General features: G+C 30.7%; 17 protein-coding genes. 1 reads left to right on the forward strand and 16 read right to left on the reverse strand.

The genetic code is table 11. The annotated features are described in order from the left end of the window. The first annotated feature begins 238 nt into the window (after nt 1-238). Nucleotides 239-1879, forward strand: coding sequence for a putative manganese-dependent inorganic diphosphatase (locus tag KPL37_RS04495; RefSeq protein ID WP_216146220.1), 1641 nt, complete (start codon nt 239-241; stop codon nt 1877-1879). Between the two features lie 79 nt (nt 1880-1958). On the opposite strand, the gene KPL37_RS04500 is transcribed toward KPL37_RS04495, so the two are convergent. From KPL37_RS04500 to KPL37_RS04575, 16 genes are all read right to left on the reverse strand, one after another. After that, entirely contained in the window at nt 1959-2720 is a 762-nt protein-coding gene (locus KPL37_RS04500; RefSeq protein WP_216146221.1) for a hypothetical protein, read from the reverse strand. A gap of 143 nt (nt 2721-2863) precedes the next feature. Next, on the reverse strand, nt 2864-3649 hold the full coding sequence (locus tag KPL37_RS04505) for a flagellar hook-basal body complex protein (RefSeq protein ID WP_216146222.1): 786 nt from the start codon (nt 3647-3649) through the stop codon (nt 2864-2866). A 27-nt stretch (nt 3650-3676) separates the two neighbouring features. Beyond that, nucleotides 3677-4459, reverse strand: coding sequence for a flagellar hook-basal body complex protein (locus KPL37_RS04510; protein ID WP_216146223.1), 783 nt, complete (start codon nt 4457-4459; stop codon nt 3677-3679). 193 nt (nt 4460-4652) lie between these two features. Then, a complete protein-coding gene (locus KPL37_RS04515) occupies nt 4653-5144 on the reverse strand; it encodes a DUF6115 domain-containing protein (protein ID WP_216146224.1) in 492 nt (163 codons plus the stop codon). A gap of 50 nt (nt 5145-5194) precedes the next feature. Continuing rightward, the gene (locus KPL37_RS04520) at nt 5195-5923 is read right to left on the reverse strand and encodes a FliA/WhiG family RNA polymerase sigma factor (RefSeq protein ID WP_216146225.1); all 729 of its coding nucleotides are present in this window, start codon (nt 5921-5923) and stop codon (nt 5195-5197) included. A 12-nt stretch (nt 5924-5935) separates the two neighbouring features. Next, the gene (locus tag KPL37_RS04525) at nt 5936-6580 is read right to left on the reverse strand and encodes a flagellar brake protein (protein ID WP_216146226.1); all 645 of its coding nucleotides are present in this window, start codon (nt 6578-6580) and stop codon (nt 5936-5938) included. A 13-nt stretch (nt 6581-6593) separates the two neighbouring features. Next, on the reverse strand, nt 6594-7454 hold the full coding sequence (locus KPL37_RS04530; RefSeq protein WP_216146227.1) for a MinD/ParA family protein: 861 nt from the start codon (nt 7452-7454) through the stop codon (nt 6594-6596). Further along, entirely contained in the window at nt 7448-8716 is a 1269-nt protein-coding gene (gene flhF, locus KPL37_RS04535) for a flagellar biosynthesis GTPase FlhF (RefSeq protein WP_216146228.1), read from the reverse strand. Before flhF ends, KPL37_RS04530 begins: the two co-directional genes overlap by 7 nt. Beyond that, the gene (gene flhA, locus KPL37_RS04540) at nt 8716-10788 is read right to left on the reverse strand and encodes a flagellar biosynthesis protein FlhA (protein WP_216146229.1); all 2073 of its coding nucleotides are present in this window, start codon (nt 10786-10788) and stop codon (nt 8716-8718) included. The genes flhF and flhA overlap by 1 nt, the downstream gene beginning before the upstream one ends. A gap of 6 nt (nt 10789-10794) precedes the next feature. Further along, nucleotides 10795-12630, reverse strand: a complete 1836-nt coding sequence (locus tag KPL37_RS04545) for a fused FliR family export protein/FlhB family type III secretion system protein (RefSeq protein ID WP_425514023.1) — start codon at nt 12628-12630, stop codon at nt 10795-10797. 11 nt (nt 12631-12641) lie between these two features. After that, nucleotides 12642-12911: a flagellar biosynthesis protein FliQ gene (gene fliQ / locus KPL37_RS04550; RefSeq protein WP_216146230.1), complete on the reverse strand. Its 270-nt coding sequence runs from the start codon at nt 12909-12911 to the stop codon at nt 12642-12644. Nucleotides 12912-12921: 10 nt separating this feature from the next. Next, nucleotides 12922-13746: a flagellar type III secretion system pore protein FliP gene (gene fliP / locus KPL37_RS04555; protein ID WP_216146231.1), complete on the reverse strand. Its 825-nt coding sequence runs from the start codon at nt 13744-13746 to the stop codon at nt 12922-12924. Further along, nucleotides 13730-14107, reverse strand: a complete 378-nt coding sequence (locus KPL37_RS04560) for a flagellar biosynthetic protein FliO (protein ID WP_216146232.1) — start codon at nt 14105-14107, stop codon at nt 13730-13732. Before KPL37_RS04560 ends, fliP begins: the two co-directional genes overlap by 17 nt. 11 nt (nt 14108-14118) lie before the next feature. After that, nucleotides 14119-14577 (reverse strand): flagellar basal body-associated FliL family protein, encoded by a 459-nt coding sequence (locus KPL37_RS04565; RefSeq protein ID WP_216146233.1) that lies wholly within the window; start codon nt 14575-14577, stop codon nt 14119-14121. Next, nucleotides 14574-15308 carry a flagellar motor protein MotB gene (locus KPL37_RS04570; RefSeq protein ID WP_216146234.1) on the reverse strand — a complete coding sequence of 245 codons (735 nt, stop codon included), beginning with the start codon at nt 15306-15308 and terminating at the stop codon, nt 14574-14576. The genes KPL37_RS04565 and KPL37_RS04570 overlap by 4 nt, the downstream gene beginning before the upstream one ends. Next, nucleotides 15301-16113: a motility protein A gene (locus tag KPL37_RS04575; RefSeq protein ID WP_216146235.1), complete on the reverse strand. Its 813-nt coding sequence runs from the start codon at nt 16111-16113 to the stop codon at nt 15301-15303. Before KPL37_RS04575 ends, KPL37_RS04570 begins: the two co-directional genes overlap by 8 nt. Nucleotides 16114-16121: the final 8 nt, after the last annotated feature.

Genomic DNA, 16121 nt, shown 5'->3' on the forward strand with positions numbered 1-16121 from the left:
AGTTGTCCTCTTTTCTACGCAATCATCTTATTATTTTAAGATAACTACATTTCTATATTTTTTATTCTTTATTAATATATGTGGTTACTTTCATACATATGAAAAAAATATTGGTTTTTTTCTTTACAATATGTAAGTTTGAATATAAAATAATGTTAGCAATAATTTTTAGTTAAAACGACATGCAGATAATAATTAGTATTATTATCTGCTCTACGGAAAGACAAGGAGGACATACGTGAAAAACATTATTTATATTACTGGTCACAAAAATCCAGATACTGATTCTATTTGTGCTGCTATCGCATATTCAGAGTTTAAAAATAAAACAGGTAAAATTACTGCTGTGCCTATAAGGCTCGGTGAAACAAATTCTGAAACAAAATTTATTCTTAAATATTTTGCTGTAGCAGAACCTGAACTTATAACCACAGTTAAAACACAAATTTCTGATTTAGATATCGATGTTGTAGCTCCAATTTCACCGGATATTTCTCTAAAAATGGCTTGGTCTATAATGAAGAAAAAGAATGTTAAGACCCTACCTGTAATAGATGAAAATGAACAACTAGCTGGTGTAGCCTCTGTTTCAAATCTTGCTTCAAACTATTTAGATATTTGGGACAATTCTATTCTTGAAAAAAGTAATACATCACTTGAAAACATTTTAGATACTCTATCAGCTAAATGTTTATACAAACCAGAGACTCCATTCAAAATAACAGGTAAAATTATTGTAGCTGCTATGCAACCTGATAGCACAAAAACAGTAATTGAAGCTGGTGATATTGCCATATGTGGAGATAGAGATGATTCCCAATGTTTAATAATTAATTCTAAAGCATCTCTTTTAATTATTACTGGTAATCATGCGCCAACAGCTGAAGTTATTGAACTTGCAAAAAGTGTAGGGTGTACAATTATATTAACACCATATGACACTTTTACAGCTTCTAGACTTATAACTCAAAGTATTCCTATAGATTATGTAATGACTAGAAAAAATCTTGTTACATTTAACACAGATGATTTTATTGATGAAATAAAATACACTATGCTTGAGACTAGATATAGAAGTTATCCAGTTCTTGATGAGAATAATAAAGTTGTTGGAAGTATTTCAAGATTTCATTTAATATCTGAAAACAAAAAAAAGGTTATACTTGTAGATCATAATGAAAAAACCCAATCGGTTACGGGCCTTGAGGATGCTGAAATATTAGAAATAATAGATCATCATAGAATTGCAGATGTTCAAACTGGTCAACCTATATATTTTAGAAATGAACCTGTTGGAAGTACTTCAACAATAGTCGCAACAATATTCTTTGAAAATGGAATTAGACCATCAAAAAGTGTTGCAGGAATTTTATGTGCAGCAATTATTTCTGATACATTGCTTTTAAAATCACCTACATCTACAATAGTTGACGAACTAACTTTAAAAAGATTAGCTCAGATTGCCGACTTAAACATAGAAGAGTTTGCTAAAGAAATGTTTAAAGCTGGTACCTCACTAGACGGTAAAACAGCTGAAGAAATTTTCTACCAAGATTTTAAACCTTTTACTCTTAGCGGTTTTAAAGTAGGAGTATCACAAGTTGGTACAATGTATATTGAAAGCTTCGATACAATTAAAAATGACATGATAGATTTAATGAATAAAAAAGCAAAAGAAAATGGTTTCAACTTGATTATATTAATGCTAACGGATATATTAAATGGCGGTTCTGTATTAATAGCTGCTGGGGAACACAAAGACATTGTTTCAAAAGCTTTTAATGTTACTTTAACAGATAGCGGTATATATATACCTGGTCTTGTTTCAAGAAAAAAACAGGTTATACCACCTATTACGGTTGCCCTAAGTAAAATATAATAAAATTTAATTTTAAAAAACAAAGCAGATATTAAAAAATATTTGCTTTGTTTTTTTTTATTATAATTTATAAATATCTCTATTTTAACTGTATAACAAGAAAAGCTATAAAAACTAGGAAACATATAGAATAGCTTATGCTTAAATAGTCCTTAATGCATACGTTATCAATCTTATTGTTATAGTCACCATAAGATTTTAGATAATGCATATTGTTACTATTATGATAAGAATAAAAATTAACTGATTCGATAAAGGCAGCTAAAATATCAACATTCAGAAGAGGTACTACCAAAAGATTACTAATGTAATCTCCTTTAAATTTTATCATTAAATTTTGATTTCTAAACACATAAATTATATATAAAAAAACTTCAGCTATTATTGATGGTATTATAATAGCTATAGAAATAATAAAACCTAATATATTCAAATCAACATCATTACTTAAATTATATAATATCGCAAACACAATCGCTGCAGCATTACCAAACATTATAATTATAAATAAAGGTGCTATAAATCCACATATAAGAGCTCTAGATATAGTAGATATTGTGTCATAAAAATGTTTTTTATCATTCTTTTTTAAATTTTTTCTCTCTGTATTACTAATATCTATTACTATAAACGCTGTAATAGCATTATATAATTGGTTGTCTTTTATAAAAATAAGCCCCAAATATATAATAAATATAAAACATAGATACAAAAATTGCACTACATATGTGTTTTTAATTTTATTCTTTAATTTTATATTAATAAAACTAGATACCCTTTGTCTATCAAATCCCCACAGTAATATGCTAAATAAACAACCAATTATATATCCTATCCCCATGATCACCCTCCTAAATCATATCATTATGTACTTTACTAATAATATATGAGGAATTCTCTCCAATTAAAACTATTTTTTATATTATTTATTGTAATCAAAAAAAGACATACTTTAAAAAGCATGTCAAAACACTTATAAACTAATCATCCACGTAAATTATTAGCCATTTGCCACATTTCATCAGCTGTCTTTAAAGTACTTGAGCTAAGCTGAAAAGCTCTTTGAGTCATAAGCATATCTGTCATTTCAGTAGCAATATCAACATTCGATTGTTCTAAGTACCCTTGATCAATAGAATAATCTTTACTATCCATTACCCTTGTGCCAGGTTTTGGCTGAAACAAATTATCACCTATTGAGATCATAGAATTATCACCTACAACAGTTGAAATCTTTATTTTCCCTACAACAGCATTGTCACCCTTTATAGATACATTGCCGCTTTGATCAACCTGAAAATTATTGGCAGTAAATTTATAATTTCCATTAACTGTATTAATATTTTTACCACCAGCATCAACTATACTTAATCTGTTTCCCTTCTCATCAACTATAGTTCCACTTGCATCTGAAAGGAAATTGCCAGCCCTTGTATAAGCCTTACTACCGTCTGGTTGGGTAACTTCAAAATAACCAGTTCCATCTATAGCTAAATCAGTTGATAAGCTTGTCTGAGTAAGTGAGCCTTGTGTATTATCTCTTTTCCATTCCCCTACTCTAACACCTGTACCATTTTGGAGTGTGGTTTTTGAACCAGTACTTACTGGATAACCTTTTCTATCAATTGTCTCGTAAACAAGGTCTTTAAAATTTGTATTAAGCTTTTTATATCCATTTGTATTTACATTTGCAATGTTATTTGATATAGTATCTAATTTTTCTTGTTGTGCCATCATAGCACTTTTACTATCCCATATAAGTCTTAACATATGTTACTCACTCCCCCCATTTATATTTTATCTAACAGTTCCTACATCATTAACAGCTTTACCTAAAGTCTCATCAATAGCTTGCATAACTTTTTGATTACTTTCAAAATTTCTCATGATTTCCATCATATTTACCATTTCAGTTGTGACATTAACATTTGATTTTTCAAGAGATCCTTGTCTTACAATAACATTTGAGTTTTGAATAGGATTTGCTGCAGAGTACAAATTATCTCCAACTTTTTTAATAGTGTTATAATCTTTAAAGTCGACTAAATCAAATTTGTATTGACTTTTACCATTAATATTAACGTTTCCATATTTATCAGCTTGAAGTTTGCCATCACCTACAAATATCGGTTCTATAGCATTTGTCGCATTATTTTTACCTAAAACTTTATCGCCACTATCAGTTACTAGATATCCACTTCCATCAACATGAAAATCACCAGTTCTTGTATAATAATTTTTATTAGTTATGCCATTATCACTTTGGACTGTAAAAAAACCCTTTCCTTCAATTGCAAAATCTGTAGATTTATCTGTTGTTTGTAGAACCCCTTGAGTAAAATCTGTATTCACATCGTCAACTTTACTTCCCTGACTAAGAGAACCAATAATATTTTTTGTATTTTTACCATTTACCATTTTGTCATAGTTTTGTATTAAAACATCATCAAATGATTTAACAGAAAGATTCTCAGCTTTATATCCATTTGTATTCGAATTTGCTATATTACTAGTTACTACGCTTTGCTTCGCTTCTCCAGTTATTAGTCCCGTAACTGCTGTATATAAGGCTCTAATCATTTTTTCACATCCTTAATAATTATTGGCATTTCATCTGGGAAACGCATACCATATCCTCTTGCCTTAATTTCAATATTACCTTTACTCATTTCATAATTTATTTTTGTCCCAACCAGTAAAATAGAAGCTATAATAAGACCTATTCCTATTCCTATCAAAAGTTTCCTGTCACTTAAAAAGTCTATTAATTTTTTTATCTTATATATAAATCCTTTATTAATAGTACTTCCCCCTTACCTAAATGCAATACTTCACAAACTTCGTCAATAGATGAACCTTCACTAAATAACCTTTTTATTTCCTCAACTTTTTCATTACTCTTATTAGGTTCATCTATTGCTTTATTATAATTTTCTTCTACATTATAATTGCTTGTAGTATTTTCATTATCTGTTCTAGTATCATCTATAGAAATAGTATTCTTTTTATTTTCGTACTTCGCGTCGTAGTCTTTATGTATTTTTTCATTTTTCACCATAAGCTCTTTAATTTCCATTATTTCGCTTTGAAGTTCTAAAATGCTTTCAGAAAACTCTCGCCTAAGTTCACCTATCCGAATATCATCATCTTGAATATTTCCCATAGCGTTTCCTAAAACTCCATTAAAGGACTTGTTTTGTTTTTTTATAGATAATACATTTAAAACTATAAGGATTAGCCCAATAAAAATTAATAAACCTGTCATATATTCACCCCAAATCTTAAAAATTTAATTATTAGTATATAATTTATATATTATAAAGCATATTTAAGTTTAGATAAGGCCTTTCTTAGATTTATAAGAGCTCTGCTATGGAGTTGACAAACTCGTGATTCAGATACGCTCAAAATATTTCCTATTTCCTTAAGAGTAAGACCTTCAAAATAATATAAGGTTAAAACAAGTTTATCTTTTTCTTTAATGCTATCTAGTCCTAAAGCTAAATATTCAATTTGTTCTTTTTCTTCTAATGCTCCCTCAGGGCTTGGACTCCTATTGTCCTTAATAGTACCACTAAGTGGCATGTCATCATCTTCTGAAAAAATCAAATCCTCAAGCGAAACTACGGATATATAATTTATATTGTTTTCAATGCTCGCCACTTCATTTATTGTAATACAAAGCTCCCTTGCAATTTCATGATTTGTTGGTTCCCTATATAAGCACTTCTGAAGCTTTTCAATAGCTTCGTTGTATCTATTAAGTTTATCCATAGCGCCTTTAGATATGGGGCTATTACGCCTAAGTTCATCTATCATAGCACCTTTTATTCTTATTGATGCATAACTTGAAAACTTCATACCTTTAGTGGCATCATATTTCCCTAAAGCATCCATAAGGCCTAGCATACCATAACTAATTAAGTCTTCATATTCAACATACTTAGTTTTGCCAATAATTACTCTAGATGCAATATATTTAACTAAGGGTATATGCTTTTTTACAATTTGCTCTCTTATATCATCTGCCTTAGCTATGGACATTTAAAAACCTCCTCAAATTTTTTTCATTTGATTTCTCATAAGTTGAAAGATATATCTAATAAGTTGCTCGCGAGTTGCGTTATCTAAAGATTCGAAACTAAGACCACAAATAAACCTACCGTCATCTTCTTTCGTTATCCTCTTTGTTTTCCCCACAATGAGTATCTCTTCTTCGTTTACAGTTAATGATACTAATAGAAAATCATTAGGGCTAACTTCCTCAGACACCTTAACTTTCATGCCACCACCACTTAAATCAACAACTACTGTCTTTAAATATTTACTATTATCAATAGTACTATGATTGACTTTCGGCTCATTCTTAAAATTTATATATTTAGCAGCTTTTATCAATGGTACTCTAACATATTTTCTTCTTTGTATCTTTTTTATTTCCACTGGTTTTGCTAACAGTAGAATGGGTATATTTTCAAATTTACGTCCTATAATTGAAGATGCAAATTTATAAATATTTTCTTCTTCGTAATAGATTACATCAATAATTGCTCCTTTTGACAATGGGAGATACTCTCCAGCATTGGTAGGAATACTAATTGCTATGTAATCGTCTGTTACGTCTTGCACATTGCTATTAAAATATTTTTCATCAACTAATATTTCTAGCTTCTTATTTAATTTAAAGTCAACTTTAATCAACTATCACAACCCCTTATGAAAAAATACTGAAAATTTTCTTAAATAGCCCCTCTATACCACTACCACATGCTTTATCCTTCTCGCCTGCAATTTTACTTGCAATTTTATTTATATCCTGAGCCGCACCAGAATTCGGATAACTTACAACTACAGGCTGTTGTTGCCTTACTGCATAAGACAATTTCTTATCCTCACTAATTTTACCCAAATACTCCAGTTTCATATCTAGAAATTTAGTAACAGCATTATTAAATTTATTAAAGGTTAAATTAGCTTCATTATTGTCAAGGGACCTATTTATTATAACTTTAGCAGAATTTTTAATATTAAAATGCTTAACAGCCTTGAGTAAACTATACGCATCAGTTAGCGACGTAGGTTCGGGTGTTGTTACAATTACTAAATCTTCTGAGCAAGCAATAAATCCCAAAACACTTTTGTTTACACCAGCTCCTGTATCCATTATTATATAATCAAGACCTGTTAAAGCTGTAAGCTTATTTAAAAACATATTTCTTTCTATTGCTGTTAAATCCTCAACTTTTGTAAGGGCTGAACCACCTGGGAGAAGTTTTACGCCATATGGACCAGTTAAAACAACTTCCTCTATTTCTTTACCTTTACTTATAACATCAAATACACTATATCTTGATGAGCATCCCATTATAATATCATCATTTCCCATACCAACATCTGCATCAAAAATCATAACTTTTTTGCCCATCTTTTGAAGTGCTATAGATAAATTTACTACTATATTGCTTTTACCTACTCCTCCTTTACCAGAAGTAACGGTTATAATTCTTGGTTGCAAATCCACCTTATTATCATTTTTTACAACCATTTGTCTAAGTCTTTGTGCTTGGTCTAGCATATAGAATCCTCTCCTAATATAAGACTAACAATTGAATCAGCAGATAACTCTTTAATATCATCAGGTACATTTTGACCAGTTGACACAAAACTAAGAGGTACTTTAGCTGTTTCTAGTATATTTAGTATAGATCCATAAGTGGAAGTTTCATCTAATTTAGTTACTATTATACTATTATAATTCAAAATTTGGTATCCTTCAATAATATATTTCATATCACTATTTTTTGTTGTAGAACTTAGTACTAAATGGATATTTTTTGTATCTACTTTTTCTACAAATGTTCGAAGCTCAGCTATTTGCATTTTGTTTTTACTACTTCGCCCTGTAGTATCAATCAACACTACCTCACATTCACTCATACTTTCTATTGCTTTGTCCATATCATTCATGCTATATACAACCTTAAAAGGTAAATTCATAATATCAGCATAGGTTTTTAGCTGTTCTACTGCACCTATTCTATAAGTGTCTACAGTAATGAGACCTACCTTTTTTCCTTCGGCTAGTGCAAGCTTACCTGCAAGTTTTGCTATTGTAGTAGTTTTTCCTACACCCGTTGGACCTACAAGCACTATTCTGCCTTCGAGTTTTGGCTTGACTACATGAATTATTTCTCTTAATACAATTTTTAATTTTTCAATATCACTCTCTTCAGTTTTATTATTTTTAACTTTCATCATTATATTTTCAATGTTTTCACTATCTACCTCATTCTCAAATAATATTTTTTCTATGTCACTCTTTTTATTTTCCATTGGCTTCCCCGCAAGTGAAATCTCGCCCTTTTGAGCGAGGTCACTTTTTTGAGCAAGCTCAGTAATCATAGTTTTCATTTTCATCATTTCACTCATTAAGTTCTCTGAATTATTTTCACTTTGACTCGGAGTTTTATGTATAAAATTAGTTTGTTTTTGATTATCACCTGGGAAATCATTTTTTGCATTTTCCTCATGTAGAACTTTTTTTATTGCTTCGATACTATTTCGTTCTATATTATTTAATTCATCAGTATTTCTATTATTATTATTTCTATTATCACTATTTACCACATTACTCTTTACTGTATTTTGCTTTTTCTCATTTAATACTTCATTTTCAACTGCAGCAGTAACTTCAATAATTTTGCCAGAAAAATATCCCTTTATTCCAGGTTTTCTAATTTTCCTTTGACTTATAATTACTGCATCTGTTCCTAGTTCATATCTTATTCTTGTCATGGCTTCATTCATGGTATTAACTATATAACGTTTTATGATCATTATAGAGTCACAACTCCTTCAGTTTTAATCTCAACTTCGTTTGGTATCTCATTAAGAGAAAGCACACAGACCGTAGGAAATACCATTTCAATTAGTCTTCTAAATGCTGGTCTTATCTTAGGAGATACAAGTATTACTGGTTGGTTATTATTGAAATAAATTGTATTAATATTTTCTTTAATAGAATTTAGTATTTTAGAAGTAGTATCTGGATCAACTGCTGGGAAAGAACCTTGTAGAGATTTTTGAATATTATTTGCGATAATATTATCCACTTCAGGCGAAAGCGTCATAATTGTCATAACCCCATTATCGTCAATTAGCCCATTACAAATGCTTCGTCCTAGCGCGAAACGTACATACTCTGTTAGTACTTCTGTGTCCTTTGTTATTCTAGCATTATCAGCTAAAGATTCTAGAATAGTTACCATATCTTTTATCGCAACTTTTTCTTTAAGAAGACTTTGAAGAACCTTTTGTACTTCACCAATTGTCATAAGATCTGGTATTAATTCTTCAACTACAGTATTGTATTTTTCTTTAACCGAATCAATTAATAACTTAGTTTCCTGTCTTCCTAGAAGTTCAAAAGCATGATTCTTAATAGTTTCCGTTAAATGAGTTACCATTACAGTAGTTGGGTCTACAACTGTTAACCCCTTAATTTCAGCATCTTCTCTTTGGTCATTATTTATCCATACTGCTGGTAATCCAAATGTTGGTTCAATAGTATTAATACCTTGAATAGTAATATCTTCTGAACTTGGATCAATGCAAAGTAACATGCTTGGCATTAATTCACCTTTAATTATTACAGTACCTCTTATCTTAACTACGTATTCATTTGTTTTTAGTTGCAAATTATCTTTAATTCTAATAGGTTGTACAACAATTCCCATCTCTAATGCACATTGCCTTCTTACTGATGCTATTCTTTGTAATAAATCTCCCCCTGTAGCTTCATCTGCAAGTGGTATTAATCCATAACCTATCTCTATCTCCATAGGTTCAACAGAAATTAAGTTCATTACATCTTCTGGTTCTCTATTTTCTGTTTCAAAAGATTCTTGTTCTTCAGTTTCTGATTTTATTATTTTTTGATCGTTTGCATCCTTGTTTAAGAAATACGCGCTAGCTGCTAGTGCAATAGCGAGTATTATAAAAACAAAATGAGGCATTCCTGGAATGCAAGCTAAAACTACTAATACTACTGATGCCAAAGCAATAGCCTTTGGGAATGTAGTAAGCTGCGACGTTATTTGGGTTCCTAAATTTGTATCACTACCAGATCTAGTAACCAAAATACCTGATGCGGTTGATATTAAAAGAGCTGGTATTTGACTTACAAGTCCATCTCCAACTGTAAGCCTAACATATGTAGTTGCAGCATTCCCAATTGGCATACCAAGCATTACAACACCTATAATTATTCCACCGAAGATATTAATTATAGTAATAATTATACCTGCTATTGCATCTCCTTTTACGAACTTTGATGCACCATCCATAGCTCCATAAAAACTAGCTTCATCTTGAAGTTTTGTTCTCCTATCTCTTGCTTGTTCCTCAGTTATAGCGCCTGCATTCAGATCAGCATCTATACTCATTTGTTTTCCTGGCATAGCATCTAATGTAAACCTTGCCGAAACTTCAGATACACGACCAGCACCGCTTGTAATAACAACAAACTGTATAATAATTATAATTAAGAAAATAATTATTCCAACTACATAATTACCACCAACAACAAACTCACCAAAAGCTTCTATAATATCTCCTGCATAAGCCTGAGTTAATACAAGTCTTGTAGATGAAATATTTAATCCTAATCTTAAAAGTGTTGTAATTAAGAGTAATGTTGGAAACACTGAAAATTGCAAAACTTCTGTTGTAAACATTGTTAACAATAAAATTACAACTGCGAGTGTAATATTGAATGCAATTATTACATCAAGAAGAGCTGTTGGTAAAGGAATAATTATCATTAAAACTATCCCGATTACACCAAATGGAACTATTACATCCAAATTATTTTTAATGTTAAATCTTGATTTTTCAGCCACAAATATCATCCTTTACTATTTTTTCTTCAGTTTATATACCAATGCTAATATCTCTGCTACTGCTTGATACATATCAGCTGGGATTTCTGAGCCTACATCCAATTCCTTGTATATTAACCTTGCTAAAGGTTTGTTTTCAATAATTGGGATATCATTTTCACTTGCAATTTCTTTTATCTTTATTGCTACATTATCTGCACCTATTGCCACAACTATAGGTGCTCCATCCCCTCCTTGCTCATACTTAATAGCAATAGCTAAGTGGGTTGGATTTGTAATGACAACTGTTGCATCAGGTACGTCTTGCATCATTCTACCAGATGCCATTTCTCTTTGTTTTTGCCTAATTTTTGATTTAATTTGTGGGTCTCCTTCTTGTTGCTTATATTCTTCCTTAATTTCCTGCATACTCATTTTTAGTTCTTTATTATGTTTATATTTCTGATAAGCGAAATCAATTATAGATATTATAAGCATAAATAATGCTATTTTAAAAAATATATCCACAACAAGACTTCCAAATGCCGCCAAAATAGCTTCTATTTTTAAACTCCCGTATGTCATTATTTGCATATAATTATTTTTTACAAATTTATAAGCTATTATTGATATAACAGTAACTATTGCTAAATTTTTCATCAAATCCACCACTGATCTCATTGAGAACATTTTCTTAAAACCACTTATGGGATCTAGTTTTTTAAGATCTGGTTTGAGTGGTTCACCTGTAAATATAAACCCAGATTGCATGAGACTTGCAACTATTCCCATTATCATAATAGGAACCACAATTGGTAAAATCAAAATAGCAAATTTCATGAGAGATACAAGGAGCACAGTTTTAAAAGTATACTCTGTAAGTGTAAAGTTTAAATAATTGTTTAAAAAAAGAATTAATATACCTTTTAAATTGTCTAAAGTATACGCACCAAGAGTTACCATTAAAATTGTTACTGTGAGTAGTGTTGTAGTAGAAGATAATTCCTTACTTTTAGCGACTTGACCTTTTTTCTTTGATTCACTTTTCTTCTTAGGAGTAGCCTCTTCAGTTTTTTCACCGCTATCAGCTGATACAAATACAAGTAGTGGTATAACTTTATATAAACCCTTAATTATATCTGGAATAGTGTAAAAAGAATTCACTATTAATTGTATAACAGCTGGAAGCACTAATGAAAAACAAGCAAGTCCTATTACTATTTTTATTGGCATACCTAAAATCATAACATTTAATTGTGGTACTGTTCTTGAAACAAGACCAATACTTAAATCTGTTATAATAATTATTAAAATAACTGGTATTGCTATTTTGAGTCCCAGTGTGAAAAACTCTATAAAAACTTTCACCATCATCATAGCCGTTTGCTGCGATAATATAAACTTTCCAATTTCAACATTATTGAATGAATCGATAATTGCCCTAATTAACATATGATGGCCATCCACCACGAAGAACATTACCATACTTACCCAATAAAGTAAATTTCCAAGTAAAGTAACATTATCGTTAGATATCGGATCAAACATACTCATCATAGAAAATCCGATTTGGAAATCCATAAGCTGCCCAGCCATTTGAGCAGAATAAAAACAAAACTTTGTTAAGTACCCAAGCATTAAACCAGTAACAACCTCTGAAACGCAAAATATTATAAGCGTTGCATTGTTAGTAATTAAATTTACATTTTGATAATTAATACCTGGCATAATTATATAAGTGAAAACAATACAAAATCCGACCTTTAGCATAGCCGGAGCAGATTTAGGGAAGAAAATTGGTAAACTCATAAAGAATGCTGATATTCTAAGGAGTACCATGATAAAGCCTAAATAGTAAACCATATTAGTCAAAACAATTCCACCTAACCTCCCATATTAGCTATAAGTGCAAAAATTCTCGTAGTAAAATCAAGCATTATATGGAGCATCCAACTGCCAGCCACTAAGCCAATTAGTGCAACTGCAACGAGTTTTGGCACAAAAGTTAATGTTTGCTCTTGGATTTGAGTAGTAGCTTGAAATATACTTATTATTAGCCCTACTAAAGTAGCTACAACTAAAATTGGAGCCGATACCATTATTGCAGTATAAATAGCATCTTTTATTACAGATAATACAATACTTTCTGTCATTTAATTCACCTCAACTAAAACTCATAATCAATGCTTTTACAAGCAGGTTCCATCCATCAACCATAACAAATAACAATAATTTAAATGGAAGAGAAATCATAACTGGTGGTAACATCATCATTCCCATAGCCATAAGTATACTTCCTGTTACTATGTCTATTATAATAAATGGCAAAAACAACAAAAATCCCATTTCAAACGCTCGCCTTAATTCACTTATCATAAATGATGGAACAACAGCATATAATGGTACTTTGTCATATGTAACTACAGGCTTTCCATCTTTTAATACTTCTTTACCATTAACATCAACTTGATTTTTAACTGTATCTTGTAATTTACCTACATCCAAAAATAGTTTTAAATCCTTTGCTCTTGTCTGTTTTAGCATAAAGTCCCTCATAGGTTTCGAACCTTTTTCAATTGCAACCTTTTGAGTTATTTTACTGTTTAAGTAAGGAGTTAAAGCCTCTGTATTAATTTTTGTGAATGTGGGTGCCATAGTAAAAAACGTTAAAAATAGAGCAAGTCCAATTATAACCTCTTTAGGCACAGCATTTTGAATACCTATAGCATTTTTAAATAAAGATAACACTATAATTATTCTTACAAAACTTGTAGTCATTATAATAATTGATGGCAATAAGGTAAGTACCGTTAGAAGTAGTAATAACTTAATATTATCTACATACTCCTTTGGTGTATTTGCATTATCTACTGAAATATTTATTTTAGGTATTGGTATTGTAGTCGCGTGTACAACACTTATCGTAGCTATACAGGTTATAGCAAGAGCTAGAGCAAAAACAAACAAATTTTTATTTCTTATTCTCATATTTAACTTCCTCTTTAGTTTGCTTTTTCAAAATATGTTTTTTGAATAAATCCTTCATGTCTTCGTATTGAGGTAGCTCTTTAATATTTTCTATTTTTATAATTTCTTCACTAGGTACTTCAAATAGAATTTTAATATCTTTTAAACTTGATGATACAGCATAGGCTTTATCGCCAATTTTTACAATTGCAATACTATTTTCCTTAGATAAAGATATTCTATCGAGTACCCTCATATATCGACCATCTTGCAATTTACGAAGTTTGGTCCCACCATATTTTAATGACAAATATAACATACACAATATAAAAGGTAAAAATATTACAATTTTAAAGATCAGTACCCAAAATTCTTTATCCATTATTTTATCACCTACTGAACCAATAAATCATTAAAATATATATGATCTATTTTACCTTTTGTTAAAACTGGGTTTATTACAGCTATTAGTTCTTTCTTTATACCATCAACAACCTTATCATCAAAATCAGCTGTTTTCTTAGCTCTAAGAGTTTTAATAACTAAATCCCTGATAACCGGCTTTTGTGTTTCAAGTTCTGTAGCTAAATCCGCATTTTCTCCATAACCAACGTAAATTAAAACCTTTAAGTACCTTTTTGCATCAGTATCCGTTAAATTCACTAAGAATTCATCTAAAGAATAAGTTACCTCAGTTGTAACTTCGACCTTAGCTGTTGTAGCCGTAGTTGTTGACCCCTTTTTGCCAGCTAAATACATACCGCCAAAAGCCGCACCTCCAACTACAATTAGTCCGAGTAATACTATAATAACTAACCTTAAAGAATTTCCTTTGCTTGGTTTTTCACTCATTTTGCAATCGCCTCCTTGTCATTTGTAACAATTAAAATATTAACTCTTCTATTTAAAGCTCTATTATCATCACTATTATTCTTTTCAATAGGTTGATATTCACCACAAGCTACAGATTTAAATCGGTTTGGGTGCGCCTGTCCCTTTGTTACTACAAAATACTCAAGTACCTGTAGCGCTCTATCTGAAGATAATTGCCAATTATTTTTATATTTAGAATTGCTAATTGGTTCATTATCTGTATGTCCCTCTATTACAATATCATTAGGAAACGTAGATATTAGTGCATTTATTGAATTTAAAACTGGCTTACTTTTATCTATAATTTCTGCATTACCACTCTTAAATATAATATTTTCACGAAGTTGAATGATAACACCTCTATTGTCTGTCTTTATGACAACTATTGACTCCAGTTTTTTATTTTTTATAAACCCTTGAACCTTTTTATAAATACTTTGTGCATCAGAACCTTCTGCTCCAGATTGTAATGGCAAACCAACTAATGGAACCTCTCCATCTTTCACATTAAAATTCAAACTACCCTTTGCGGTTTCGCCCGTTAATACAGATTGAAAAGATGATGCAACTTGTTTAAACTTAGTTGCATCAACTGTTGAAAAAGAATATAATACTACGAAAAAAGTTAAAAGAAGTGTCATAGTATCTGCAAAGGTAGACAGCCAAGTATCTGTTCTTATCTCTGGTCTAACCTTCTTTTTTCTAGACATTCTCACTCACCTCAACTACTTTCGACTGCTCTTCAATAAATTTAATTCTGGCCTCTGGTGATAAATAAGCGGTTAATCTTTCTTCAACACTTCTAGGATTTACTCCAGATTGTATTGAAAGTATTCCCTCAAGCATCATTTCGCGATTATTTACTTCAATACTGGATTTATAGGTTAAATTATGCGCCATAGGAATTAATACTAAATTTGCAAGTAATGCACCATAGAACGTAGTTATTAATGCTTTTCCCATACCAGAAGCTACGGCTGAAGCATCACTTAGACTTGATAACATTTGAATAAGTCCTATAAGTGTTCCAAGCATACCAAAAGCTGGCGCATAAGCTGCCCAAGCTTTTAACATATTAATTCCATCGCCGTGACGCCTTTCCATTTCTTCTATTTCCAGTTCCATAATCTCTTTTATTGTTTCAGGGTCCATACCATCGACCACCATTTGAAGTCCTTTTTTTAAAAATTTATTTGGCAATATTGCTATGTCATCCTCAAGAGATAAAAGTCCACCTTTTCGTGCTTTTTTAGATAAGCTTACAAAACAATCAATAATTTCTGTACTAGATGATGTGCTTTCTTTAAATGATTGTCTTATAACCTTTGTAACTCTCTTCATTGCTGAAATAGGATAAGCTATAAGCAGTGCAGCAAATGATCCACCCACAGTAATTGCTATAGAAGCCGGGTCAAAAAATATTGTTAAGTTAGTTCCACCAGATGCCATCCCCCATACCGTTAACCCAAATCCTGTCACTATTCCAATAGTGGTCAAAAAATCATGCTTCTTCATGCAATTGC

Source organism: Clostridium frigoris, assembly GCF_018861865.1.
Classification (GTDB): Bacteria; Bacillota; Clostridia; order Clostridiales; family Clostridiaceae; genus Clostridium_AD; species Clostridium_AD frigoris.

What these genes read in the sequence shown, in the direction of transcription:
- fliP (WP_216146231.1), bottom strand. Translation starts at nt 13,746, where the DNA reads ATGAGAATAAGAAATAAAAATTTGTTTGTTTTTGCTCTAGCTCTTGCT.
- KPL37_RS04560 (WP_216146232.1), bottom strand. Translation starts at nt 14,107, where the DNA reads ATGGATAAAGAATTTTGGGTACTGATCTTTAAAATTGTAATATTTTTA.
- KPL37_RS04530 (WP_216146227.1), bottom strand. Translation starts at nt 7,454, where the DNA reads ATGCTAGACCAAGCACAAAGACTTAGACAAATGGTTGTAAAAAATGAT.
- KPL37_RS04570 (WP_216146234.1), bottom strand. Translation starts at nt 15,308, where the DNA reads ATGTCTAGAAAAAAGAAGGTTAGACCAGAGATAAGAACAGATACTTGG.
- KPL37_RS04565 (WP_216146233.1), bottom strand. Translation starts at nt 14,577, where the DNA reads ATGAGTGAAAAACCAAGCAAAGGAAATTCTTTAAGGTTAGTTATTATA.
- fliQ (WP_216146230.1), bottom strand. Translation starts at nt 12,911, where the DNA reads ATGACAGAAAGTATTGTATTATCTGTAATAAAAGATGCTATTTATACT.
- KPL37_RS04500 (WP_216146221.1), bottom strand. Translation starts at nt 2,720, where the DNA reads ATGGGGATAGGATATATAATTGGTTGTTTATTTAGCATATTACTGTGG.
- flhA (WP_216146229.1), bottom strand. Translation starts at nt 10,788, where the DNA reads ATGATATTTGTGGCTGAAAAATCAAGATTTAACATTAAAAATAATTTG.
- KPL37_RS04520 (WP_216146225.1), bottom strand. Translation starts at nt 5,923, where the DNA reads ATGTCCATAGCTAAGGCAGATGATATAAGAGAGCAAATTGTAAAAAAG.
- KPL37_RS04575 (WP_216146235.1), bottom strand. Translation starts at nt 16,113, where the DNA reads ATGAAGAAGCATGATTTTTTGACCACTATTGGAATAGTGACAGGATTT.
- flhF (WP_216146228.1), bottom strand. Translation starts at nt 8,716, where the DNA reads ATGATCATAAAACGTTATATAGTTAATACCATGAATGAAGCCATGACA.
- KPL37_RS04515 (WP_216146224.1), bottom strand. Translation starts at nt 5,144, where the DNA reads ATGACAGGTTTATTAATTTTTATTGGGCTAATCCTTATAGTTTTAAAT.
- KPL37_RS04505 (WP_216146222.1), bottom strand. Translation starts at nt 3,649, where the DNA reads ATGTTAAGACTTATATGGGATAGTAAAAGTGCTATGATGGCACAACAA.
- KPL37_RS04510 (WP_216146223.1), bottom strand. Translation starts at nt 4,459, where the DNA reads ATGATTAGAGCCTTATATACAGCAGTTACGGGACTAATAACTGGAGAA.